At 61.7% G+C, this 24208-nt stretch carries 24 protein-coding genes; 13 read left to right on the top strand and 11 right to left on the bottom strand.

Annotated features, from left to right (window positions below; genetic code table 11):
• The first annotated feature begins 2 nt into the window (after positions 1 to 2).
• The 6 genes from ACR0AO_RS01410 (at position 3) to ACR0AO_RS01385 (ending at position 6523) form a co-directional block, all read left to right on the top strand.
• Complete coding sequence (locus ACR0AO_RS01410) at positions 3 to 986, top strand: TraB/GumN family protein (RefSeq protein WP_480599001.1); 984 nt, start codon at positions 3 to 5, stop codon at positions 984 to 986.
• Positions 987 to 1095: 109 nt separating this feature from the next.
• The gene (locus ACR0AO_RS01405; protein ID WP_480598996.1) at positions 1096 to 2016 is read left to right on the top strand and encodes a manganese-dependent inorganic pyrophosphatase; all 921 of its coding nucleotides are present in this window, start codon (positions 1096 to 1098) and stop codon (positions 2014 to 2016) included.
• Between the two features lie 132 nt (positions 2017 to 2148).
• Positions 2149 to 3225, top strand: coding sequence for a DUF389 domain-containing protein (locus tag ACR0AO_RS01400; RefSeq protein ID WP_480598994.1), 1077 nt, complete (start codon positions 2149 to 2151; stop codon positions 3223 to 3225).
• A gap of 96 nt (positions 3226 to 3321) precedes the next feature.
• Positions 3322 to 4197 carry a TIGR01459 family HAD-type hydrolase gene (locus ACR0AO_RS01395; RefSeq protein ID WP_480598992.1) on the top strand — a complete coding sequence of 292 codons (876 nt, stop codon included), beginning with the start codon at positions 3322 to 3324 and terminating at the stop codon, positions 4195 to 4197.
• Positions 4198 to 4299: 102 nt separating this feature from the next.
• Entirely contained in the window at positions 4300 to 4743 is a 444-nt protein-coding gene (locus ACR0AO_RS01390; protein WP_480598990.1) for a MaoC family dehydratase, read from the top strand.
• Between the two features lie 70 nt (positions 4744 to 4813).
• Positions 4814 to 6523, top strand: a complete 1710-nt coding sequence (locus ACR0AO_RS01385) for an adenylate/guanylate cyclase domain-containing protein (protein ID WP_480598988.1) — start codon at positions 4814 to 4816, stop codon at positions 6521 to 6523.
• Positions 6524 to 6554: 31 nt separating this feature from the next.
• On the opposite strand, the gene ACR0AO_RS01380 is transcribed toward ACR0AO_RS01385, so the two are convergent.
• Positions 6555 to 7544, bottom strand: a complete 990-nt coding sequence (locus ACR0AO_RS01380) for a methylenetetrahydrofolate reductase (protein WP_480598986.1) — start codon at positions 7542 to 7544, stop codon at positions 6555 to 6557.
• Positions 7541 to 8125 (bottom strand): methylenetetrahydrofolate reductase C-terminal domain-containing protein, encoded by a 585-nt coding sequence (locus ACR0AO_RS01375; protein ID WP_480598984.1) that lies wholly within the window; start codon positions 8123 to 8125, stop codon positions 7541 to 7543. The genes ACR0AO_RS01380 and ACR0AO_RS01375 overlap by 4 nt, the downstream gene beginning before the upstream one ends.
• Before the next feature lie 267 nt (positions 8126 to 8392).
• Between ACR0AO_RS01375 and ACR0AO_RS01370 the strand changes: the two genes are divergently transcribed.
• From ACR0AO_RS01370 to ACR0AO_RS01360, 3 genes are read left to right on the top strand one after another with little or no spacing between them, the layout of a single operon-like run.
• The gene (locus ACR0AO_RS01370; RefSeq protein WP_480598981.1) at positions 8393 to 9325 is read left to right on the top strand and encodes a bifunctional riboflavin kinase/FAD synthetase; all 933 of its coding nucleotides are present in this window, start codon (positions 8393 to 8395) and stop codon (positions 9323 to 9325) included.
• A complete protein-coding gene (locus ACR0AO_RS01365; RefSeq protein ID WP_480598978.1) occupies positions 9322 to 9795 on the top strand; it encodes a YcgN family cysteine cluster protein in 474 nt (157 codons plus the stop codon). The genes ACR0AO_RS01370 and ACR0AO_RS01365 overlap by 4 nt, the downstream gene beginning before the upstream one ends.
• The gene (locus tag ACR0AO_RS01360; protein WP_480598976.1) at positions 9795 to 10832 is read left to right on the top strand and encodes a threonine aldolase family protein; all 1038 of its coding nucleotides are present in this window, start codon (positions 9795 to 9797) and stop codon (positions 10830 to 10832) included. Before ACR0AO_RS01365 ends, ACR0AO_RS01360 begins: the two co-directional genes overlap by 1 nt.
• Here the strand turns inward: ACR0AO_RS01360 and ACR0AO_RS01355 are convergent, their stop codons facing one another.
• A complete protein-coding gene (locus ACR0AO_RS01355) occupies positions 10833 to 11645 on the bottom strand; it encodes an alpha/beta fold hydrolase (protein WP_480598974.1) in 813 nt (270 codons plus the stop codon).
• Positions 11642 to 12244, bottom strand: coding sequence for a DsbA family protein (locus tag ACR0AO_RS01350; RefSeq protein WP_480598971.1), 603 nt, complete (start codon positions 12242 to 12244; stop codon positions 11642 to 11644). The genes ACR0AO_RS01355 and ACR0AO_RS01350 overlap by 4 nt, the downstream gene beginning before the upstream one ends.
• A 109-nt stretch (positions 12245 to 12353) precedes the next feature.
• Here ACR0AO_RS01350 and ACR0AO_RS01345 point away from each other — a divergent pair, with 109 nt between their 5' ends.
• Complete coding sequence (locus ACR0AO_RS01345) at positions 12354 to 13373, top strand: ribose-phosphate pyrophosphokinase (RefSeq protein ID WP_480598968.1); 1020 nt, start codon at positions 12354 to 12356, stop codon at positions 13371 to 13373.
• 159 nt (positions 13374 to 13532) lie between these two features.
• Here the strand turns inward: ACR0AO_RS01345 and ACR0AO_RS01340 are convergent, their stop codons facing one another.
• From ACR0AO_RS01340 to ACR0AO_RS01310, 7 genes are all read right to left on the bottom strand, one after another.
• Positions 13533 to 13883, bottom strand: a complete 351-nt coding sequence (locus ACR0AO_RS01340) for an H-type lectin domain-containing protein (RefSeq protein WP_480598965.1) — start codon at positions 13881 to 13883, stop codon at positions 13533 to 13535.
• Positions 13884 to 13998: 115 nt separating this feature from the next.
• Entirely contained in the window at positions 13999 to 14409 is a 411-nt protein-coding gene (locus ACR0AO_RS01335; RefSeq protein WP_480598963.1) for a F0F1 ATP synthase subunit epsilon, read from the bottom strand.
• Between the two features lie 12 nt (positions 14410 to 14421).
• Positions 14422 to 15846: a F0F1 ATP synthase subunit beta gene (gene atpD, locus ACR0AO_RS01330; RefSeq protein ID WP_480598961.1), complete on the bottom strand. Its 1425-nt coding sequence runs from the start codon at positions 15844 to 15846 to the stop codon at positions 14422 to 14424.
• Positions 15847 to 15866: 20 nt separating this feature from the next.
• Entirely contained in the window at positions 15867 to 16742 is an 876-nt protein-coding gene (locus ACR0AO_RS01325) for a F0F1 ATP synthase subunit gamma (RefSeq protein WP_480598959.1), read from the bottom strand.
• Positions 16743 to 16754: 12 nt separating this feature from the next.
• Positions 16755 to 18293 (bottom strand): F0F1 ATP synthase subunit alpha, encoded by a 1539-nt coding sequence (gene atpA / locus ACR0AO_RS01320; RefSeq protein ID WP_480598957.1) that lies wholly within the window; start codon positions 18291 to 18293, stop codon positions 16755 to 16757.
• Positions 18294 to 18854 carry a F0F1 ATP synthase subunit delta gene (locus tag ACR0AO_RS01315; RefSeq protein WP_480598955.1) on the bottom strand — a complete coding sequence of 187 codons (561 nt, stop codon included), beginning with the start codon at positions 18852 to 18854 and terminating at the stop codon, positions 18294 to 18296.
• 324 nt (positions 18855 to 19178) lie between these two features.
• The gene (locus tag ACR0AO_RS01310; RefSeq protein WP_480598953.1) at positions 19179 to 19913 is read right to left on the bottom strand and encodes a class I SAM-dependent methyltransferase; all 735 of its coding nucleotides are present in this window, start codon (positions 19911 to 19913) and stop codon (positions 19179 to 19181) included.
• 43 nt (positions 19914 to 19956) lie between these two features.
• On the opposite strand from ACR0AO_RS01310, the gene gloB reads away from it, so the two are divergent.
• The 3 genes from gloB to ACR0AO_RS01295 all read left to right on the top strand — a co-directional run bounded on the left by gloB (position 19957) and on the right by ACR0AO_RS01295 (position 24207).
• The gene (gene gloB, locus ACR0AO_RS01305; protein ID WP_480598951.1) at positions 19957 to 20742 is read left to right on the top strand and encodes a hydroxyacylglutathione hydrolase; all 786 of its coding nucleotides are present in this window, start codon (positions 19957 to 19959) and stop codon (positions 20740 to 20742) included.
• A 178-nt stretch (positions 20743 to 20920) separates the two neighbouring features.
• Positions 20921 to 23251 (top strand): ATP-dependent Clp protease ATP-binding subunit ClpA, encoded by a 2331-nt coding sequence (gene clpA / locus ACR0AO_RS01300; protein WP_480598949.1) that lies wholly within the window; start codon positions 20921 to 20923, stop codon positions 23249 to 23251.
• Positions 23251 to 24207: a M23 family metallopeptidase gene (locus ACR0AO_RS01295; protein WP_480598947.1), complete on the top strand. Its 957-nt coding sequence runs from the start codon at positions 23251 to 23253 to the stop codon at positions 24205 to 24207. The genes clpA and ACR0AO_RS01295 overlap by 1 nt, the downstream gene beginning before the upstream one ends.
• The last annotated feature ends 1 nt before the right edge of the window (position 24208 follow it).

The raw sequence follows: 24208 nt of genomic DNA, 5'->3' as shown, positions 1-24208 counted from the left end.
TCATGCGTTTTCTTCTTGCGTTTCTGATTGCCTGCCTGTCGCCGCTGGCGGGTATTGCCGCCTGCGAGGGGCGCGATCTGCGGCTGGATCTGACCCCCGTGGAACGCGCCGCGCTTGATGCGGATCTGGCGACGATCCCCTTTGCCGAGGGCAACCACTGGATAGCGCGCAAGGGCGACACGACGCTGCATCTGGTCGGAACACTCCACACCAGCGACCCGCGCATGGATGCGATTATCGAACGGCTGACACCCACATTGTCGCAAGCCGACGCGTTCTGGTTCGAAGTCAAGAAAACCGACATGGAGGCTTTCGAACGGGGACTTGCCACCGATTTCAGCCCGGTCCTGATCACCTCGGGCCCGACTCTGATCGATCTGCTGGATGAGGAAAGCTGGGCCGCGCTGTCCAAGCGGCTGGCCGAACGCGGCATCGCAAGCTGGATGGCGGCCAAGATGAAGCCGTGGTTTCTGAGCATGATGCTGGGCATCCCGCCCTGCATCGTGCAAACGCCGGGTGCGGACAGGGGCATGGACCGGCGCCTGACCGAACTGGCCGAGGCGCATGACATCCCGCAGCATTCACTGGAGCAGGTGGATGACCTGATTGCGATTTTCGAAAGCCATCCGATCGAGGAACAGGCGCAATCCATCGTCCGCATGACCGACGCTTTCGCGGCCGGTGACGACCACATGGTGACCATGGCCAACGCGTATATGGAAGAAAGACATGCCGAGATTCTGCTTGTGGCGCGGCTGCTCGGGCAAGAGACTTCCGGGATTTCGCAGGACGAATTCGACACCGAATGGGCGACCTTCGAAGATCAGCTTGTCGTGCAGCGAAACCGGAACTGGCTGACCCATATCCTGGACATTCAGGATCAGACCGCTGTGATCGCCGTGGGCGCCGGCCACCTAGCCGGGGAAGAAGGGTTGCTCCATCAGCTCGAACAGTCCGGGTATGACCTGAAACGCGCCGAATTCTGACATCTGAGTGCCGGATCAGACCAACCGTCGCATGCCGCGTTCTGCCGGGTGACAAGCCGATGCGACCGCCCTATAAGGCGCGCAAAATTCCAATTCGCAGGACGCTGACATGACCACCCAAGTTTTTGGCCACAAATCCCCCGACACCGACTCGACCGGCTCGCCCATCGTCTGGGCCTGGTACCTGAACGAGGTCAAAGGCGTCGCCGCGACCCCGGTTCTGCTGGGCGAGCCCAACACCGAGGCCGCCTTCATGCTGGAGCGCTGGAACCTCGACAAACCGGCCATCATCACCGATGTCGAAGACGGCGCGCCGGTGGTGATCGTGGACACCAATAACCCCGCCGAACTGCCCGCCAATATCAACGGTGCCGATATCCGCGCCATCATCGACCACCACAAGCTGGTCGGCGGACTGGAGACCAAGGGCCCCATCGACATCACCGTGCGCCCGCTGGCCTGCACCGCCACCATCATGATCGACCTGATGGGTGATGACGCCGCCAAAATGCCCGAGGCCATCAAGGGCGCGGCGCTGACCTGCATCCTGTCCGACACGCTGGAATTCCGTTCACCCACCACCACCGACCATGACCGCGAAGTGGCCGAGAAACTGGCGGCCGATCTGGGTCTCGACATCCCGGCCTATGCCGCCGACATGTTCGCGGCCAAATCGGATGTGTCCTCGTTCTCGGACGCTGAACTGATCCGCATGGACAGCAAGGAGTATGAGGTCGACGGCACCAAATTCCGCGTCAGCGTTCTGGAAACCACCGCGCCGGGCGTGGTGCTGGACCGCAAGGCCAGCCTGACCGGCTCGATGGCCGAAGTCGCCCAAGAAGATGGCGTCGATCAGGTGTTGCTGTTCGTGGTGGACATCCTGAACGAAGAGGCGACCCTGCTGGTTCCCAATGATCTGGTCAAGGGCGTGGCCGAGAAAAGCTTTGGCGCCACCGTCGACGGCGACGCCGTGGTTCTGCCCGGCATCATGAGCCGCAAAAAGCAGATCATTCCGAACCTCAAGGTCTGATCGCAACGCATATCCAGACAAAAGGCGCCCGGACGGGCGCCTTTTTCTTCGGGGCCAAGGATTTGCAGGAACCGAATCCCTTGGTAGTTTGGCCTTGTTGGCCCCTGTGCCATCCCGAACCAGACACCTGACATGAGCGTTCGCAAGTTCAGTACAACGCGGGATATCCTGCGATTTGAGGGCCGGGACAAGGCAGCCTACTGGCGGCGCTTTGCCATGCTGCTGACCCTGTCCGTCGTGATTGCCACGATGGGATTGCTGCGCAATTCCGGGGCCGTGGTCATTGCCGCCATGCTGGTCGCACCCCTGATGACGCCAATTCTGGGCGTGGCGGCGGCCATGGTCATGGGGTGGCTAAAACGCGCATTGGTTCTTGCCCTGACGGTCTGCGGCGCGGCGTTTCTGTGCGTTCTCTTGGCCTGGCTTCTGGTCTACGTCGCGGATGTTCCGCGTGGCGTGCTGATCCCCGATCAGGTACTCGCCCGCACCGATCCCGGGACCGAGGATCTGATCGTTGCGCTGGCCGCCGGCGTGGCGGGGGCCTATGTCCAGATCAACCGGTCGGAACTCAGCCTGCTGCCCGGTGCCGCAATTGGCGTTTCGCTTGTTCCGCCGCTCTCGGCCTCGGGCATCTTGCTGTATTTTGGCGAACCCGCCGAAGCCTATGAGGCCGGGCTGTTGTTCGCCACGAACCTTGGTGCGATTATCCTTTCGGCCTGTACGGTCTACATTATCTATGCCGCGCGTTCGGTCATTTCGGGCAAGGGCAAGCGCAAGCTGAACTTTACCGCCAGTGTTTTCGTGACCTTGGCGTTTCTGACCTTGGTAGTCATCCAATTGGGAAAATCCACCTATAATCGCTATCTGGAAACCCGCACCGAGGCGCAGGTTGCGCAGGCCATTCGCGATTGGGCCGATCCCATTTCCGTGGAAATCATCCGCATCGATGTAAACGCCCAACGCAAACAGGCCGAAGTCTGGCTGATCGTCGATCTACCCGTCGAAGCACAGTTCAAAACGTCATCGGTCGCGGACCTGCTGCCAGACAAGCTGAGAGAGACGCCCCTGGTCGATGTGCTGCACACCGAGCTGGGGCCGGGATATCTGGCCATCATCCGGTATCAGACCAGAATTGGCGCACAGATCATTCTGGGAACTGAAAATGTCCAGCAGGCGCCCGACGTCGAAGAAATCATCAACGACGACTAGGGGCAGGATCGATCCCGGATTCGCGTTGCGGGATGGTCAACCGGCAAAAGCTTTGCCATAGCTGTCAGAACTCCGATTTCAGACCCAGAGGCCCACATGACCCAAATCGTCACCTCGCTTGCCGAGATTTCCGACCGCTACAAGGCGCTGTTCGTCGACCTGTGGGGCTGTGTGCATAACGGCATCACCGCTTTTCCCGAAGCGGTCGCGGCGCTCAGGGACTATCGCGCGACGGGCGGCAAGGTGGTTCTGGTGACCAATTCACCCAAACCGCGGGCGGGCGTTGCAGTGCAGTTGGGGCATTTCAACGTGCCCGACGATTGCTATGACACCATTGCCACCAGCGGCGATTCCGCGCGTTCGGCGATGTTTCTGGGGGCTGTCGGGCACAAGGTCTATTTCATGGGAGAATGGCAGCGCGACGAGGGGTTCTTTGAGCCGTTGAAACTGCTGGACCATCCCATTCACATCGATCGCGTGCCGCTGGACGAGGCCGAAGGCATCGTCTGTTGCGGCCCGTTCGACCCGCAGGCGCATCCAGATGTGAACCGTCCCGATTTTCTCTATGCCAAGCAAAAGGGCCTGAAACTGCTCTGCGCCAACCCGGATATCGTTGTCGACCGGGGCGAGGTGCGCGAATGGTGCGCGGGCGCGTTGGCGAAGCTTTACACCGAGATGGGCGGCGAGAGCCTTTATTTCGGCAAGCCGCATCCGCCGATCTATGATCTGGCCCGCCGCAGGTTGGCCGCGCTGGGCGTCGATATCCCCGATTCCGAGATTCTCGCCATCGGCGACGGCCCCCATACCGACATCGCCGGAGGCATGGGCGAAGGCATCGATTCCCTGTTCATCACCGGCGGACTGGCCGCATCCGAGACAAAAACATCGGTCCAGCCTCACCCCGAGGCGCTAATGGATTATATTACAAAGGAAAAAATGAGCCCGACCTATTCGATCGGGCGTTTGCGCTAGCGGAAATAAGGCTTGATTTTCTGCGAGTGCGAAGTAATAAAGTTGCCAGCTACAGGCCGAAAATGACGCTTTGTTACCCGGCCACAATATCGAGAGGGCGACATGTTGGACAATCTTCCGCGCGGAACCATCTGCATCGAAGACATCGAGATGGGTATGACCCGGCACCTGCGCAAAGTGGTGACGGATGAAGATATCGAGATGTTCGCCCAGGTCTCGACCGACCGGAATCCGGTGCATCTGGACGATGACTATGCCCGCGACACGATTTTCGAGGGGCGCATCGCCCATGGCATGCTCACGGCGGGCCTGATCTCGGCGGTGATCGGCGAGCAACTGCCGGGCCACGGCACTGTCTATATGGGGCAGACCCTGAAATTTCTCGCTCCCGTGCGCCCCGGCGACATGGTTTATGCCGAGGTCAAGGTGGTTGACATCGACATCGGCAAGCGCCGGGTAAAGCTGGATTGCCACTGTGCGGTCGACGGCAAGAAGGTGCTGGTCGGCGAGGCCATGGTGCTGGCCCCGTCGCGCAAATTCGACTGAACCACAAGATTTGGCGAAAGCCTGCAAGTAAGATACAGTTTTCCTGTCGTTACTGCGGACAGGAGAAGACATGCAGCGCAGGCTGGCTACGATACTGGTCGGCGATATCGTCGGCTCCACACGCCAGATGGAGCAGGACGAAGAGCGTGCCATTCGCAGTTTTTCGGATCGGCTCGCGGTGGTTTCCGAAACCGTAGACCGGCATGATGGTCGGGTTTTCAACCAAGCCGGCGATGCCGTTCTGGCCGAGTTTCAGAGTCCTGTGAACGCGTTGCGGGCGGCGATGGCTGCGCGTGGCGCGATCAACGCAGCACAAAAATCGACCGTTTCGGACATGCGGTTTGGCCTGCATCTGGCGGATGTTGTCGATGTCGGCGGAGATTTACGCGGCGATGGCGTGAATATCGCGGCCCGCATTCAATCTGCGGCCGATCCCGGCGCAATTGACACTAGCCAAAGCCTGTTCGATCAGGTCCGTCGCAACTCGCCCTGTGTGTTCGACGATCTGGGTGAGCGTCGGTTCAAAGGTATTTCAGAACCGATCCACGTGTTTCGCGTCCGGGAAGAAATCGTTCGTTTCCGGGGCCGGGCCAGCGAGCAGTTCAAATTGGGTGTACACACGAAACGTCCGCATTCGATTGCGGTTCTGCCCCTGCTCTCGGCGAGTTCCGCCGATACCGACCAATATACGCTTGCCGACGGGCTGACCGAGGATCTGATCCTCGATCTTGGGCGAATGAAGCAGTTGTTCGTGGTATCGGCCACCGCCTCGATGGGCCTTTCCAATCGGGATCCTATAGCGGCGGGCCATCAGTTGGGCGTCCGGTTCATATTGACCGGCTCCATACGGTCTTTGGGGTCGAAGCTGCGACTGAACCTCAACCTTGTCGAAACGGAGAACGGACAGGTTCTTTGGACCGACCGCATCCAGCGCCCCTTCGATGAATTCGTCGAAATGATGGAAGAGATTACTGCCCGTGTAACCGCAACCGTAACAGGGCGCGTTCTGGAAGCTGATACCCAGACTGCCCGCCGGCGACCGGCAGGTTCTCTGACCGCCTACGAATACTACCTGCGGGGGCTGGACTATCACCGACGAGCAGGTGTCACCGAACAGAACGTTCACAAGGCGTTGCATTGGTTTGAGAAGGCTATCGATATCGACCCGAATTTTGCCAGGGCTCAGGCGATGTGGGTGTGTTCGGCATCCGGGTTGCCCGACTATGACTGGGACGACGGGCGGCGGCGTACTGAACGGGCTCTGGAACTCGACCCCAACGATCCTGAAGCCAATCGCATCATGGGCTCGATCCTGATGTTGGAGCACAAGTTCGACGCCTCGCGCCCCTATCACCGCAAGGCAATCCAACTGGCCCCAAACGACGCATATGTCATTGGCCGATGCGCTGCGTTTCACAATTTTGCAGGCGAGCCCGACACCGCATTGTCGCTGCTCGACCGCGCCGGAACGCTTGACCCATTCCTGCCCCCGTGGATTTCCGAAGAACGGATTGCGGCGCTGTATCATCTGAAAAGGTATGACGACGTTCTGAATGCCGCCCGCAATCTGCCATTTCAGACGCGGCGGAGCTTGCTGTACAAAGCTGCCTCAAGGATCGCCATGGGCGACATCCCGCAAGCCCGCGCGAACGTGGCCGAAGCGATGGGGCATGATGCCGAACTGACTGTCGAATTTGTTCGTTTCAATGAATGCTACCAGGATCGCAGCACAGCGCAGACGCTAATAGATCGGTTGCAGCAGGCAGGATTGCCGTCTTAAATTGTCGGGTGATCCGCGCCGCGAAGACATACTATTTTTTGCGTGACTTCGCCCGCCCTTTCAGCGCTCCGGATTCCAGAATGATCTCGGAAACCAGGTGTTCGCGCCGATAGGCCATCACGTGCACGCCGGATACGCCCGCAATTTCCTTAATCTGCTGGATCAGTTCGATACAGATTTTCTTGCCCTCGACGGCAGGTTTCTCGGCCTTTTCCATCCGCTCGATAAGGGGGTCCGGGATATGTATGCCGGGCACGTTCGACCGCATCCAGCGCGCGGCCTTGGCCGAGGCGACCGGGCCCACGCCAGCGATGATATAGACCTGTTTGTCCAGCCCTTCGTCACGCACCCGCGCCATGAATTTCTCGAACAGCGGAATATCGTAGATATAGTTGGTCTGGATGTACTCGGCCCCCGCCTCGATCTTTTTCGCCAGACGGTTGGGGCGCCAGTCATAGGGCGGGATACAGGGGTTTTCGGCCGCGCCCAGGAACAGTTGCGGCGGGCGGGTGATCTTGCGCCCGGACAGGAACTTGCCCTGGTCACGCATGGTCCGGATGGTGCGCAGCAATGTGAGCGAATCAAAATCGAAGACTGGTTTCGCCCCCGGCTGATCGCCCGTGCCGACCCCATCACCGGTCAGGCACAGCACATTGCTGACCCCCAGCGCCGCCGCGCCCAGCACGTCGCCCTGAATGGCGATCCGGTTCCGGTCGCGGCAGGAAATCTGGTAGACCGGCGAATAGCCCGCCCGCGTCAGCAAGGCGCATATTCCGATCGAGGACATGTGACAGTTCGCCCCCGAGGCGTCGGTTGCGTTGATCGCGTCCGCCACCTCGCCCAGCGGCTGGGCCGCCTGATACACATCCTCGGGGTCGGCGCTGTCGGGCGGGTTCAGTTCCGCCGTCACCGCGAACCGGCCCGAACGCAAGACCCGCTCCAGGCGACTGTGCGAGACATAGCCTTCGGGTGTGGGAACATAGCCGGACGGCTCGACATCCTTGCCAGACGCTGCACTCATTTTCCGTCTCCCTGATGCGTTGTCGCGCGCGGTGGTTCCTTGGCCAGCGGAGCCGAGGACGGCTCGTTCCTGCGCGCCTCGGGAAAGGCCTGCGCCAGGGTCAGGCGCGCGGCGTCGCGGGCCTCGCGCCGTTTGGAGGCGATCTCGCGGCTGACCCGCAGCCACGACGACGATCCTTTCAGGGTGTGCTCTACCGGCGGCAGCACCTGCTTGATCTTTTCCGGGCCGTGGCGCATCCGGCTCGACCCGTCCCAGGCCAGCGCCCAGACGCATTTCATCTCGGGTTTCACCTCGCAATACGCTCCCGGCCTGACCCCGCCGCACGGCCCGTTTCGCAGTTGCTTGGGACAATTCATCGGACAGGACATGCCAGTCGAGGACAACACGCATTGGCCGCACATCTTGCAGTCAAAAAGCAGCGTCTTTACGCCTTTCTCGACCAGCGCAATTGGGCGTTCGACGCGGTTATAGCCGATCCTGACGAACACCGGGTCAAGCGCGACCATCCCTTGTTCGACGCGCTTGTAGACCCACTCGAAGAATCGGGCATGACGAATAGCGAAAAGGCGCACTCTGTACATGAGGCCCTACCTCCGGACAGGCCCGTCAACAACAGGGACCGGAACTCAAATACCTTTATCTGACGGGCGGTTACATCAACCGGAGTTCCAGTCTACACCCCGAGTTTTTCGCGGATCAAGACATAGATACGACAATGCACCTTCCGCGCACGACAGCGGCGGGCGCGGATGCCGTTCCGGGTTGCCATGGGAGACGTGCGAATGCGGTGTACACGAATCGGGAACTCATGCTTGAACATGGCCCGATGTCCCGCTACGCAGGCGCTCATGCGGATCATTCGGGATTACCAGTTCGTCGAGGATCAGGATCGCGGCGCCAGCGTCGCGATCGGGAATTTCGACGGCGTTCATATCGGCCACCGGTCAGTGATCGAGCTTGCCCGCGACGCCGCCCCCAACGCGCCGCTGGGCGTGCTGACATTCGAACCGCACCCGCGCGAGTTCTTTGCCCCCGACAGCCCTCCGTTCCGCCTGATGCGTGGCAATACCCGTGCCCACCGGCTGGAAAAGCTGGGGGTCAAAAAGCTGTATGAACTGCCATTCAACGCCGCGCTGGCCGGGTTGACGCCCGAGGAGTTCGCCCGCGGCGTCATCTGCGAAGGTCTGGGATTGGCGCATGTGGTCGTCGGCGCGGATTTCTGTTTCGGCAAGGGCCGCAGCGGTGACGCCGGGGACATGGTGCGTTTTGGCCGCGAGATGGGGTTTGGCGTGACTGTCGCGCCGCTGATGGAACGCTCGGACAATGTGGTGTCATCGACCGCGATCCGCACCGCCCTGACCGAGGGCCGCCCCCGCGACGCTGCCACCATGCTGGGCCACTGGCACCGGATCGAGGGCGAGGTCGTCGGCGGCGAACAGCGTGGGCGCGAACTGGGCTTTCCCACCGCAAACATGTCGATCGAAGGTCTGCACCAGCCAAAATTCGGCGTTTATGCCGTGCTGGTGGACGTTCTGGACGGCCCGCACGAGGGCAGCTATCACGGCGCGGCCTCGGTCGGCACCCGCCCGATGTTCCGGGGCGAGCAGCCCAATATCGAAACCTTCCTGTTCGATTTCTCGGGCGATCTTTATGGGGCCACACTGTCGGTGGGTTTGGTCGACTATCTGCGCCCCGAGATGACCTTTGAAGGGCTCGACGCGCTGATTGCGCAGATGGACACCGATTGCACCAAAGCCCGCGGCATTCTGGCGGCGCTATGAACAGGGACCCCATCGACCGCACCGGCCTTGCCCCGCGTTTCTGGGAACGCACGCCGCTGCGCAAGCTGAACCCGCAGGAATGGGAGGCGCTGTGCGACGGCTGCGGCAAATGCTGCCTCAACAAGCTGGAAGACGAGGACAGCGGCGAGGTGGCGCTAACCTGCGTCGCCTGCCGCCTGCTTGATGACGAAACCTGTCGCTGCACCCAATACGATATCCGCCACCAGTTCGTGCCCGAATGCATCGTGATGCGCCCGGACAATATCGACACCCATGCCTATTGGCTGCCGGCAACCTGCGCCTACCGCCTGCTTTGGGAAGGCAAACCGCTTTATGACTGGCACCCGCTGATCTCGGGCACCCCCGACAGTGTGCACGAGGCCGGCGTGTCGGTGCGCTATAAGACCGTCTCGGAATTCGAGACGCCCGAGGAAGAGTGGGAAGACCACATAATCGAGGAACCGACCTGATGTATTTCGCCTCCGACAACTCCGGCCCCGCACATCCCGAGGTCCTGCAGGCGCTGACGGACGCTAATCAGGGCTATGCCATGGCCTATGGCGCGGATGCGCTGATGAACGAGGTGCGCGATCACATCCGGGGCATCTTCGAGGCCCCCGGTGCAGCGGTCTATCTGGTGGCGACCGGCACGGCGGCCAATGTGCTGGCCCTGGCCACGCTGTCAAAGCCGTGGGAAACCGTGTTCTGCTCGCCCGTCGCGCATATCCACGAAGACGAATGCAACGCGCCCGAATTCTACAGCGGCGCCAAGCTGACCCTCGTTCCTGGCGGCGACAGGATGACACCCGAAGCCCTGCGCCGTGCAATCGCGGGTGAAGAGACGCGGGGCGTGCACGGACCGCAGCGCGGACCAGTGTCGATCACCCAGGTCACCGAACGTGGATCCGTCTATTCGGTGGACGAAGTGCAGGCGCTGTGCGCGGTGGCCCGAGAGTATGGCCTGCCGGTGCATATGGACGGCGCGCGTTTTGCCAATGCGCTGGTGGCGCTCAACTGCTCGCCCGCCGAAATGACATGGAAGGCGGGCGTCGACGCCGTCAGTTTCGGCGGCACCAAGAATGGCTGCATGGGGGTCGAGGCGGTTGTGTTTTTCGACGAAAGCAAAGCCTGGGAATTCGAACTGCGTCGCAAGCGCGGGGCGCATCTGTTCTCCAAGCACCGCTTTCTGTCGGCTCAGATGGCGGCCTATCTCAAGGACGACCTGTGGCTTCGCTCGGCGCGTCGGGCCAACGCCAATTGCGCCCGGCTGGCCGAGGGTCTGCGCGCGGCGGGGGCCGCGTTCCTGCACGAACCGCAGGCCAATATGATCTTTGCCAGCTTCCCCCGCAGCACCCACAAACGCCTGCATGACGCGGGCGCGGTCTATCACCTGTGGGGCGCAGAGCTTGAGGGGGCGGACGATGCCGAGGCGCTGGCCTGCCGTCTGGTTTGCGACTGGTCGATCGACGACCGGCAAATCGACCAGTTCCTGGCACTTCTCGCCTGATCAGATACGCGCCCAGAAGGCCGCAATCCGCTGCGCCGTCTGCTGCGGGTGCGTGATCGGCACCATGTGCCCTGCCCCGCCGATCACCTCGCTGACGGCGTCGGGCAACCGGCGCGCCAGCCCGTCATTGATGGTGGCGATCACCGGATGCGTCAGCGATCCCCGCAACAGCAGCACGGGCATCGCGGCGCGGTCCGGAACGCCCGGCTGCAACAGGCCTGCGCGGTCCCGGAACAGGGCTTCATCGACCTTCGGCACCACGTGAAAGCCGCGGATCATCGCCGCCCGTGTGCTTTCGGGCAAGTCGGGCCAGCGCGGGCTGTCATCGGTGCTCCACATCCGGTTGAACAGCCGCGCCGCCAGCGCCTCTTCCCCTGCCGCCAGCGCATCCATATAGGGTTTGGCATCCTCGTCGTGCCGTTCGATCAGCCCGGGTGCATCCTGAACGGCGACGGCAAAGAAAACCGGCTCGATCAGCACTGCACTGCGCACGAGATCGGGGCGTTCGACGGCCAGACGCAGGGCCACCGTCGCCCCGAAGGAATGGCCGATCAGGTCCATCGGCGCACTCAGTTGCGTCTCGGCAATCTCGACGATCCGGTCCTGAAAATCGCCCTCTTCGTCCCAGTCCGGGCTGCGGCCATGCGACAGCATGTCGGGGGCGGCAAATGTCGCCTGCCCCCCGAGGTACCCCGCCAGCCCCCGCCACGCGCCGGAATGGGCGATGGTGCAATGCAGCGCGAGAACCTGGCGCGGACCCTGCCCCAGCATGCGCAGATGGAATGCCTGACGCAGCGTGGCGTGATCTCTCACCCCTTCATCTCCGCCAGATGGGCGTCGAGATCCTCCAGCCGGTCCTGCCCCCAGAACCGCTGCCCGTCGGACGTGATATAGAACGGCGCACCAAAGACGCCGCGATCGACCGCCTCTTCCAGATTGGCGGCATAAGTCTCGGCCCCGGTCAGCAACCCGCTATCTGCAAGCCCGGGATCGAACCCGGCCTTTTCCAGACAGTCGCGGATCACCTCGTCCTGGGCGATGTCCCTGTCCTCGGCCCAGCAGGCCCGCACAAACGAATGGCACAGCTTGCCCACATCACCGGACCCGTCCCTTACCGCCGCAACGATCGCGTAAGAGGACGGCGCGGCATTGGTCGGCCAATGCGCGGGCTGCAGGTTGAATTCCATGTTCAGCTTCTTTGCCTGCCGCACCAGTTCCTGCGCCCGGTATTCGATACGCGATATATGACGGTCCTTGGGCGGCGTGCCCCCCGTCCGGCCGAACAGGGCGACAATGTCCATCGGTTTATAGTCGATGGTCGCGCCGTGCCTGGCCGCTATCTCCTCCAGCCGTTGGCCCGCCAGATAGGTATAGGGCGACAGTGTCGCAAAAAAGTAGTCGATATCGGCCATGTTCACTTTCTCCGTTTCGGAACCTTTGCGGGACGGTAAGCCCATGTTAAGCGGTGTCAACATCACGAATCTGTCACTTAGCCTGTCGCTGCCCCGGGGATCACGAACAATGCCGACACTCAACGAACCCAAGCTCATCGCTGGGAACGCCAACCTTCCGCTGGCCGAAACCATCGCACGCCGCATGAGCCTGCATCGCGGCGTTGACCAGGGTCTGGTCGATGCGCGCGTCGAGCGGTTCAACGACGGTGAAATCTTTGTCGAGGTCTTCGAGAACGTCCGCGGCGAGGATATGTTCATCATCCAGCCGACCTCGAACCCGGCCAATGACAACCTGATGGAACTGCTGATCATCGCCGACGCGCTGCGCCGTTCGTCGGCGGCGCGGATCACCGCCGTGATCCCCTATTTCGGCTATGCCCGCCAGGACCGCCGCACCAAGGCGCGCACTCCGATCTCGTCGAAACTGGTCGCCAACATGATCACCGGCGCCGGGATCGAGCGGGTTCTGACCATGGACCTGCACGCAGCCCAGATCCAGGGCTTCTTCGACATCCCCGTCGACAACCTTTACGCCTCACCGATCTTTGCGCTTGACGTCAAACACCAGTTCAAGGACCAGATGGCCGATCTGATGGTGGTCTCGCCGGACGTGGGCGGCGTTGCCCGCGCGCGCGAATTGGCCAAACGGATCAACGCGCCGCTTTCGATCGTCGACAAGCGCCGCGAGAAACCGGGCGAAATTGCCGAAATGACGGTGATCGGCGACGTCAAGGACAAGATCTGTCTGATCGTGGACGACATCTGCGATACCGCCGGAACACTCTGCAAGGCGGCTCAGGTGCTTCTCGACAACGGCGCCAAAGAGGTCCATTCCTACATCACCCACGGCGTCATGAGCGGCCCTGCGGTCGAGCGCGTGACCAACTCGGTCATGAAATCGCTGGTCATCACCGACTCGATTCAGCCCACCGACGCGATACGGAATGCAGCCAACATCCGCGTGGTACCGACCGCGCCGCTGCTGACCCAGGCCATCCTGAACATCTGGAACGGCACCAGCGTGTCCTCGCTTTTCGAGGACAAGACTCTGATCCCGATCTACGAATCGCTGTACCGCACCGCGTAATCCGACAGAGCGCCTGCGGCGCACTCTGGTTCCGGAGGGAGGGACGCTGTCCCCCCCTCCCACCGGCAAGGGCGCCAACGCCCCTCCGAGCATGCGCAAGCGCGACCGGTGTACATTTTGTGGCAAGCCGTGACCCCGAACCAGACCGGGCTGCCGGATCTACGAAATATTCCAGTCATCCTCATTGGGGATTTCACCAATGGCCATCCAGGACACGCGAATTCGCGCGATGCGCGTGTCGGACCAGGTTCGAAAGACGGCCTCGAACCCCTCGTGGGTGATATTCTCGGGTGCCACCTCGGCGCGCAGAGCCGAGGAATTGTCCACATCCCAAAGCGACACGTTCATCTGAACCGCCGGCGGTGAGTGGAAGATTTTTCTGAAACGTACCGCCCGACGGCGTTCGCGCGGACCCGTTCCGGTCCACATCTCGCCACCGTTTTCGAATTCCGAGAAAAGCACCGCTTCGCCCTGCTCAATTCCAACCGGATGCGAACAAAAACTCTTCATGAAACCATCACATTCTTTGAATCACTGCACCGTAGGGCATCGCCCAGGGCAAATCATTCAAAAAAATACGGCCCCGTTATGACGGGGCCGTGCCGGAAATCGTTTAGATTTCGATCTACAGGCTCATATGGGTGCCCAGGGCCTCCATGTCGGCCAGCAGCTTGGCTGCGTCGTCGACGATGGTGTTGTCGCCCTGTTCCTTGGCCGCCTCATGCGAGGCGCGGGCCTCGGCGATCAGGTCGTCCAGATTGGCGCGGGTCACTTCCGACACCGGAATGGCCTTTTCGGCCAGCACCGACATCGCATCCCCGTTGATCTGGGCGAACCCGCCGGTCACCATGTATTCGCTGGTGCCTTCGGGTGCCTCGACCTTGAGGATGCCCGGGCGCAGCGTGGTGATCGTGGGGGCATGATCGGGCATCGCCGTCATGTCCCCGTCCGCGCCGGGGATCAGGACCGCGCTCACCTGAAGCGAAGCAAGGCTCCGCTCCGGGCTGACGAGATCGAATTGCATCGTGTTTGCCATCAGGGATACTCCTTAGGCAGCCGCCGCGGCCATCTTCTCGGCTTTGGCGATCACTTCGTTGATACCGCCGACCATCAGGAAGGCCGCCTCGGGCAGGTGATCGTATTCACCGGCCACAACCGCTTTGAACGACGAGATGGTTTCTTCCAGCGGAACCTGAACGCCAGGCGAACCGGTGAAAACTTCCGCCACGTCGAACGGCTGGCTGAGGAAACGCTCGATCTTACGGGCGCGGGCCACGGTCAGCTTGTCCTCTTCCGACAGTTCGTCCATGCCAAGGATGGCGATGATGTCCTGCAGCGACTTGTAGCGCTGGAGGATCTGCTGAACGTCGGTCGCAACCTTGTAGTGCTCTTCACCGACGATGGCCGGGTCGAGCAGACGCGAGGTCGAGTCGAGCGGGTCAACGGCGGGGTAGATACCCTTTTCCGAGATCGCCCGGTTGAGAACGGTGGTCGCGTCGAGGTGCGCAAACGAGGTTGCCGGCGCAGGGTCGGTCAGGTCGTCCGCAGGCACGTAGATCGCCTGCACCGAGGTGATCGAGCCGGCTTTGGTCGAGGTGATGCGTTCCTGCAGCGCGCCCATGTCGGTGGCCAGCGTCGGCTGATAGCCCACCGCCGAAGGAATACGGCCCAGCAGGGCCGACACTTCGGAACCCGCCTGCGTGAAGCGGAAGATGTTGTCGACGAAGAACAGAACGTCGGTGCCCGACTGGTCGCGGAACTGTTCCGCCAGGGTCAGACCGGTCAGAGCAACACGTGCACGTGCGCCCGGAGGTTCGTTCATCTGACCGTAAACCAGGGCCACCTGGCTTTCCGACAGGTTGTCCGGCTTGATCACGTTCGATTCGATCATCTCGTGGTACAGGTCGTTCCCTTCACGGGTCCGTTCACCAACACCCGCGAACACCGAAAAGCCCGAGTGCACTTTTGCGATGTTGTTGATCAGTTCCATGATCAGAACGGTTTTACCAACGCCGGCGCCGCCGAACAGGCCGATCTTACCGCCCTTGGCGTAAGGGGCCAGCAGGTCAACAACCTTGATGCCGGTGACCAGAACTTCCGACTCGGTCGACTGTTCTGCAAAGGTCGGTGCAGGCTGGTGGATGGCACGGGATTCAGTTGCCTCAACCGGGCCTTTTTCGTCGATGGGTTCGCCAACAACGTTCAGGATGCGGCCCAGGGTGGCGTTACCAACCGGAACCGAGATCGGTGCGCCGGTATCGCTCACTTTTTCGCCACGGACCAGACCTTCGGTCGCGTCCATCGCGATGGTGCGGACAGTGTTTTCGCCCAGGTGCTGAGCAACTTCCAGCACCAGGCGCTTGCCGTTGTTGGTGGTTTCCAGCGCGTTCAGAATTTCAGGCAGCGCGTCATCGAACTGCACGTCAACGACGGCCCCGATGATCTGTGTGACTTTGCCTTTTGCATTCGCCATGTTTCGTCTCCGGTTTGTCTCTACAGCGCTTCGGCGCCGGAAATAATTTCAATCAGCTCGTTGGTGATCACGGCCTGACGCGAACGGTTGAACTGGATCGTCAGCTTGTCGATCATCTCACCCGCGTTGCGCGTCGCGTTGTCCATCGCGGACATCCGCGCACCCTGTTCCGAGGCTCCGTTTTCGAGCAGGGCCGAGAAGATCGCGGTCGCGACCCCCTTGGGCAGCAGGTCGGCCAGAATAGCCTCTTCGCTGGGCTCGTAATCGAAGATGGCACCGCCGTCGTCACCCTCGGTCTCTTCGAAAGAGGCGGGGATGACCTGCTGTGCCGTCGGGATCTGGGTCACGACGTTGACGAACTTCGAGTAGAAGATCGTGGCAACATCGAACTCAGCCCCGTCAAAGCGGGACAGGACGTTCTTGGCGATGTCTTGCGCGTTGGAATACCCCAGACGCTTGACCTCGCTCAGGTCGATATGTCCAACGAACAGATCGCCAAAATCACGCTTGAGCGCGTCGCGGCCTTTCTTGCCGACGGTCAGGATCTTGACCGTCTTGCCTTTCAGGCGCAGCTCGTCCGCCTTTTGACGGGCCAGCTTGGCGATGTTCGAATTGAAGCCGCCACACAGGCCGCGTTCAGCTGTCATCACAACCAGCAGATGGACATCATCACTGCCCGTACCACGGAGCAGCTTGGGGGCGCTGTCGCTGCCCCCGACCGAAGCCGCCAGCCCCGCCATCACGGCATTGAACCGCTCGGCATAGGGGCGCGAGGCTTCGGCAGATTCCTGGGCGCGGCGCAGTTTGGCAGCCGCGACCATCTGCATGGCCTTGGTGATCTTGCGGGTCGATTTGACCGACTCGATCCTGTTTTTAAGGTCCTTCAGACTAGGCATCGGAACCTCCTATCAAGCGAAGGTCGCGGCGTATTCGTCGATCGCTGCCTTGATCCTGTCGGACGCGTCACCTTTGATCTTCGGGTCTTCGTCGGTGATCCACTTCAGCAGGTCGGCATGCTTGCCGCGCAGATGCGCCAGCAGGCCGGCCTCGTAGCGGCCAACATCAGATACGTTGATCTTGTCGAGATAGCCGTTGGTGCCCGCGAAGATGACGCAGACGATTTCCGCGTTGGTCAGCGGCGAGTATTGCGGCTGTTTCATCAGCTCGGTCAGACGCGCACCACGGTTCAGCAACTGCTGGGTTGCGGCGTCGAGGTCGGAACCGAACTGCGCGAAGGCCGCCATTTCGCGGTACTGAGCCAGTTCCAGCTTAACCGGACCAGCGACCGATTTCATCGCGTTGGTCTGAGCCGAGGAGCCCACACGCGAAACCGACAGACCGGTGTTCACAGCAGGACGGATGCCTTGGTAGAACAGTTCGGTTTCCAGGAAGATCTGGCCGTCGGTGATCGAGATCACGTTGGTCGGAATAAACGCCGAAACGTCACCACCCTGGGTTTCGATTACCGGCAGAGCGGTCAGCGAGCCTGCACCGAAATCTTCGTTCAGCTTCGCCGAACGCTCCAGCAGGCGGGAGTGGAGATAGAAAACGTCGCCCGGATAGGCTTCGCGTCCGGGCGGACGGCGCAGCAGCAGGGACATCTGACGATAGGACACAGCCTGTTTCGACAGGTCATCATAGATGATCAGAGCGTGGCGGCCGTTGTCACGGAAGTACTCGGCCATCGCGGTCGCGGCGTAGGGTGCCAGGAACTGCATCGGCGCCGGGTCGGACGCGGTAGCGGCCACGACGATCGAGTAATCAATCGCGCCGGATTCTTCCAGTTTCTTCACCAGCTGCGCAACGGTCGAACGCTTCTGACCAACCGCCACGTAAACGCAGTACAGTTTCTTCGACTCGTCGTCGCCCGCTGCGTCATTGTAAACTTTCTGGTTCAGAATGGTGTCCAGAGCCACGGCGGTTTTACCGGTCTGGCGGTCACCAATGATCAGTTCCCGCTGGCCACGGCCGATCGGGATCATCGCGTCAACCGATTTCAGGCCGGTTGCCATCGGCTCGTGCACCGATTTACGCGGGATGATACCCGGCGCCTTGACGTCGGCCACACCGCGCTTGGAAGCGTTGATCGGGCCCTTGCCGTCGATCGGGTTGCCCAGACCGTCCACGACGCGGCCCAGCAGTTCGTCACCGATCGGAACGTCCACGATCGAGTTGGTGCGCTTGACGGTGTCGCCTTCTTTGATGTCCCGGTCGGAACCGAAGATCACGACGCCGACGTTGTCGCTTTCCAGGTTCAGCGCCATACCCATGATGCCGCCCGGGAACTCGACCATTTCACCGGCCTGCACATTGTCCAGGCCATACACACGGGCAATCCCGTCGCCGACGCTCAACACGCGGCCAATCTCGGCCACTTCTGCTTCCTGACCAAAATTCTTGATCTGGTCCTTCAGGATTGCAGAAATCTCTGCAGCTTGGATTCCCATTTATCCGACCTCTTTCATTGCATTCTGTAGGGAGTTCAGCTTCGAACGGATCGAACTGTCGATCATCTTCGAGCCCACTTTAACGACAAGACCGCCAATGAGGCTTTCATCGACGGTCGCATTGATAGTCACGGTCTTGCCCACATTCGCGCTCAGCGTCTTGGACAGTTTTTCCATCTGGGTCTTGGTCAGCGCCTTGGCCGATGCGACATCGGCAGTCACTTCGCCACGCTCGTCCGCCAGCATGTCACGCAGCACCTGCACCAGCTGCGGCACAACGAACAGGCGACGCTTCTGCGCCATCAGGCCCAGCGTGTTGCGCAGCACGGTGCTCAGCCCCATCTTGTCGGCAATCGCGGTAATCGCAGCTTCCTGTTCGGCGCGCGAAATCAGCGGCGACCCGATCAGGCCACGCAGTTCGGCGCTGTCGCCCAGGGCGGTTGCCAGATCATTGATGCCGGATTCCAGACCCGCAAGGTCATTGTTCTCTTTGGCGATCTCAAAAATCGCAGTGGCATAGCGCTCGGCGATGCCTGCGGAAATCGAAGCTGGTTCGGACACGTCCACCCTTCCGATACTTTTGGCCCCGAATTCGCGCATCTGCGGCTACCCCGGGGGCGTGAAGAAACCCCGCCAGGACAGGCAGGGCATCAAAATCACCGGGGATGTAGCAGAGCGGTTGCAACCTCGCAATATACTATAGCGGTAACAAAGTTATCCACAAAGTGTTTGATTTCAACGCATTAGGAAAACTGCGACCCTTTTGCGCCCCCGAACGACTTGAAAAATGTTACCAAGTTGCAGGTTTTTGCGATTCCTGTGACGTAATTTCCACAAAAACGGGCGCAATCAACCAAAACACCCCGCCGCCCGCAGCGGCTGCGCTCAGGCAGGTTTGAGCAAACCGTCCAGCGCCTTGATCGGACGCCGAACGGCGTCTTTGGTGACGCTGCCCTTGGGCGGATGCACCTGTTTGCTGACCTCGACCATCAAAACCCCACCCGCCATGATCGTGGGCAGGCGCTGGCCGGTCTTTTCGATAAGGCTCGCCGATTTCAGCCAGAACCGCCGGTAGGACGGGGGCAGATACAGCGCCGAACAATGGTTTTCCGGCAGAAACTGATGAATCTTCAGCTGCGTCTCCAACTGCCCCAGCGAATAGGGCCGGCCATAGCCGAACGGCGTCTTGTCCGAGCGCGACCAGAACCCGGCCCGGTTCGGAACGATGAACATCGCCTTGCCGCCCGGCCCCAGCACCCGCCAGCATTCCTCCAACAGATCGTTCGGCCGTTCCGAGGTTTCCAGCCCGTGCATGACCACCAGCTTGTCCACCCGCCCGGTGTCGATGGGCCACAGCGTTTCCTCGCACAGGACCGACACGTTCGGTTGTCCCGCGGGCCATGGCATCACCCCCTGTGGCCCCGGCATCAGGCCGGTCACGCGCCGCGCGTCACCCAGATAAGGGCGCAGAAGCGGCACCGCGAATCCGAACCCGGCCACGGTCTGTCCCTTCGCCTCGGGCCACAGTTCCAGCAGGCGACCACGGATCGCGGCCTGCGCCGCACGCCCCAGCGTGCTGCGGTAATAGAAATTCCTCAGATCCTGAACGTCGAGATGCATTGCAGACACCTGCTCGATCGGCTTAGTTGGGCGCAGTCTAGCAATGAAAGGGCAAAAGGCCATGCCTCTTGAGATCGTCACCGTTCCCTGCCTCAGCGACAACTATGCCTTTCTCGCGCATGATGAAGTCAGCGGTGAGACCGCGCTGATCGACGCGCCCGAGGCCGCCCCCATCCTTGCGGAACTGGATGCACGCGGCTGGCGGCTCAGCCATGTGCTGCTGACCCACCACCATTTCGACCATGTCGAGGGGCTGGCCGAAATCCTCGCCCGACATTCCGCGACGGTGATCGGCGCGGCGGCGGATGCCCACCGCCTGCCGCCACTTGATGTTCAGGTGGCCGAAGGCGACACGATCAGCATCGGCGGTGAGCCGGTGCATGTGGTGGACGTGTCCGGCCACACGGTCGGCCACATCGCCTTTCACATGCCTGCCAGCGGCGCGGTCTTCACCGCCGACAGCCTGATGGCGCTGGGATGCGGGCGGCTGTTCGAAGGCACGGCACCACAGATGTGGGCCTCGCTCAGCAAGCTGGCTGCATTGCCCGAGGAAACAATCGTCTGCTCCGGCCACGAATATACACAAGCCAACGGGCGCTTCGCCGAAACCATCGAACCGGAAAACCCCGCCCTGCAGCAGCGGATCGCCGACATCGCCCGCGCCCGCGCCGCCGGAGAGCCCACCGTGCCGTCGTCGCTGGCACTGGAGAAAGCCACCAACCCCTTTCTGCGCGCAGCAGAATCCGGTATTCAGGCCAACCTTGGCATGACCGGCGCCGACCCCGCCGATGTCTTTGCCGAAATTCGCGCCCGCAAAGACAGATTCTAGCCACAAAATGCGGTGTTCACGAACACGGTCACAGGAAATGTGACTGTCAAGAGCAAGAAAACCCTTGAAGCCGGGCCATGTTCAACCAAACTCTAATAGTATGAGGACATGGTTGAGCAGGGGGTTCGGCCGCAACTCGCACCCCCGGTTTTCGACCCAAGTACAGAGGAGCACCCACGTGCCTTCATTCTCGAGCACATTGGAACAAGCCATTCACGCGGCCCTTGCGGCGGCGAATGAAAGGCGGCATGAATTCGCAACGCTGGAACATCTGCTTCTGGCGCTGCTGGAAGAACCTGACGCTGTTCGGGTGATGAAGGCGTGCAGCGTCAACCTGGACGAGTTGCGCGGCACTCTGGTCGAATTCATCGACGAAGACCTCTCGAACCTCGTAACCGATATCGACGGCTCCGAAGCGGTGCCGACCGCCGCCTTCCAGCGGGTGATCCAACGCGCCGCGATCCATGTGCAAAGCTCGGGCCGGACCGAGGTAACCGGGGCCAATGTTCTGGTGGCCATCTTCGCCGAACGCGAAAGCAATGCCGCCTATTTCCTGCAGGAACAGGACATGACCCGCTATGACGCGGTGAATTTCATTGCGCACGGCGTCGCCAAGGACCCTGCCTATGGTGAAAACCGCCCCGTGACCGGCGCCGAACAGCCCGAGGATGAGGCGCAGGCGGCCACCCCGGGCACCGATGCCGAGCAAAAGGAAAGCGCGCTGGGCAAATACTGCGTCGATCTCAACGCCAAGGCGCGCGCCGGCGATGTCGACCCGCTGATCGGACGTGCCGACGAGGTCGAGCGCTGCATCCAGGTGCTCTGCCGCCGCCGCAAAAACAACCCGCTTCTGGTGGGCGACCCCGGTGTTGGCAAAACCGCCATCGCCGAAGGGCTGGCCTATAAGATCGTGCAGGGCGAGGCCCCCGAAGTTCTGGCCCATACCACCATCTATGCACTCGACATGGGCGCGCTTCTGGCCGGTACCCGCTATCGCGGCGATTTCGAGGAACGGCTCAAGGCCGTGGTGACCGAGTTGGAAGAACACCCTGACGCGGTGCTGTTCATCGACGAGATTCACACCGTGATCGGCGCCGGCGCCACCTCGGGTGGCGCGATGGATGCCTCGAACCTGCTGAAACCCGCGCTTCAGGGCGGCAAGCTGCGCACCATGGGCTCGACCACTTACAAGGAATTCCGTCAGCATTTCGAAAAGGACCGCGCGCTGAGCCGCCGCTTCCAGAAGATCGACGTGAACGAGCCTTCGGTCGAGGACAGCGTCAAGATCCTGCGCGGCCTCAAGCCCTATTTCGAACAGCATCACGACATCAAATACACTGCGGACGCGATCAAGACGGCGGTGGAACTGTCGGCGCGCTACATCAACGACCGCAAACTGCCCGACAAGGCCATCGACGTCATCGACGAGGCCGGTGCCGCGCAGCATCTGGTGGCGGAAAGCAAGCGCCGCAAGACCATCGGCGTGAAAGAGATCGAGGCGGTGGTCGCCAAGATCGCCCGCATCCCGCCCAAGAACGTCACCAAGGACGATGCCGAGGTCCTGAAAGATCTCGAAGCCTCGCTCAAGCGGGTGGTGTTTGGTCAGGATCAGGCCATCGAGGCGCTGTCCAGCGCCATCAAACTGGCCCGTGCCGGTCTGCGCGAACCGGAGAAACCCATCGGCAACTACCTGTTCGCGGGCCCCACCGGCGTCGGCAAAACCGAGGTGGCCAAACAGCTGGCGGACACGCTGGGCGTGGAACTTCTGCGCTTCGATATGTCGGAATACATGGAGAAACATGCGGTTTCCCGCCTTATCGGCGCGCCTCCGGGTTATGTCGGGTTCGATCAGGGCGGTCTGCTGACCGACGGCGTCGACCAGCATCCGCATTGCGTGCTGCTGCTCGATGAGATCGAAAAGGCGCATCCGGATGTGTTCAATATCCTGTTGCAGGTGATGGACCACGGCGAGTTGACCGATCACAACGGCCGCACGGTGAATTTCCGCAACGTGGTGCTGATCATGACCTCGAACGCGGGTGCAAAGGAACAGGCGCAGGCTGCCATCGGCTTTGGCCGCGACCGGCGCGAGGGCGAGGATACCGCCGCCATCGAACGGATGTTCAGCCCCGAATTCCGCAACCGTCTGGATGCGGTGATCTCCTTTGCGCCGCTGCCGAAAGAGGTCATCCTGCAGGTGGTCGAAAAATTCGTCCTCCAGCTCGAGGCGCAACTGCTGGATCGCGGTGTGTCCATTGAACTGACGCCCAAGGCCGCCGAATGGATCGCCGACAGGGGCTATGACGACAAGATGGGCGCCCGCCCGCTGGGCCGTGTCATTCAGGAACACATCAAGAAACCGCTGGCCGAAGAGTTGCTGTTCGGCAAACTCTCCAAGGGCGGCGTGGTCCGTGTGTCGGTCAAGAAGGGCGAGCTTGATCTCCAGATGGTTGGCCCCGGCCAGCCGCGTATCTCGGGCGACAAGCCTCCGTTGCTGACCGCCGACTGATGCGGGCGCGACTGGTCGCGCTGGCACTCGCCGCCACCCCAGCGGCGGGTGAACCTGTTCTGCGCCTGCCGGTGGAGTGCGACCTAGGCGAAACCTGTTATATCCAGCAATTCGTCGACCGGGACCCGGGGCCCGATGCACGCGATTTCCGGTGCGGCACGCTCAGCTATGACGGCCACAAGGGCACTGATTTTGGCCTGCCTTCGTTGGCGGCGATGAATGCGGGGGTCAACGTTCTGGCCGCCGCCGGTGGCACGGTACGCGCCACCCGCGACGGGATGGCGGACCGCCGCTACGATGCCGCGACACCTGCCACGGTCGAGGGCCGAGAATGCGGCAATGGCGTGCTTGTAGCGCATGGTGACGGGTGGGAAACCCAGTATTGCCACATGAAACGCGGCTCGATCCGGGTGCGAACCGGCGACACGGTCAAGCCGGGCGACGTCCTGGGGCAGGTCGGGCTTTCCGGCAAAACCGAATTCCCCCATCTGCACCTGTCCGTTCGCCGCGATGGTCAGGTCGTCGACCCATTCGCTGCCGGCGGCCCGGCGCAATGCGGAGAACCCGGCGAAACCCTCTGGCAAACGCCGATCCCCTATGTGCCCGGCGCGCTGATCTCGGCCGGGTTTTCCGACCATGTCCCCGCCTACGAGGCTATTCAGGCAGGAACCGCCGCGCAAATCTCCGTCCCCGACAGTGCCGGCGGGCTGGTCGTGTTCGGCTATGCTTATGGCGGGCTGGCGGGTGATGTGATGCGGCTGACAATCCGGGGACCCGGCGGCCAGATCGTCGATCACGAAGCGGCGCTGGAAAAAAACCAGGCCCGGTTCTTCCGCGCCGCCGGGCGCAGGCTCACCCTTCCGCGCTGGCCTGCTGGCGAGTATGCCGGCACGGTCGAAATGCGCCGCAACGGCAAGGTGATCAGCACCAAAACCGTCCGACTTGAAATACCCTGAG

The sequence above is a fragment of the Ruegeria sp. AF8 genome, from assembly GCF_056541825.1.
The sequence above is the reverse complement of the archived record's forward strand: the minus strand, read 5'-3'. Positions and strand labels throughout refer to the sequence as shown.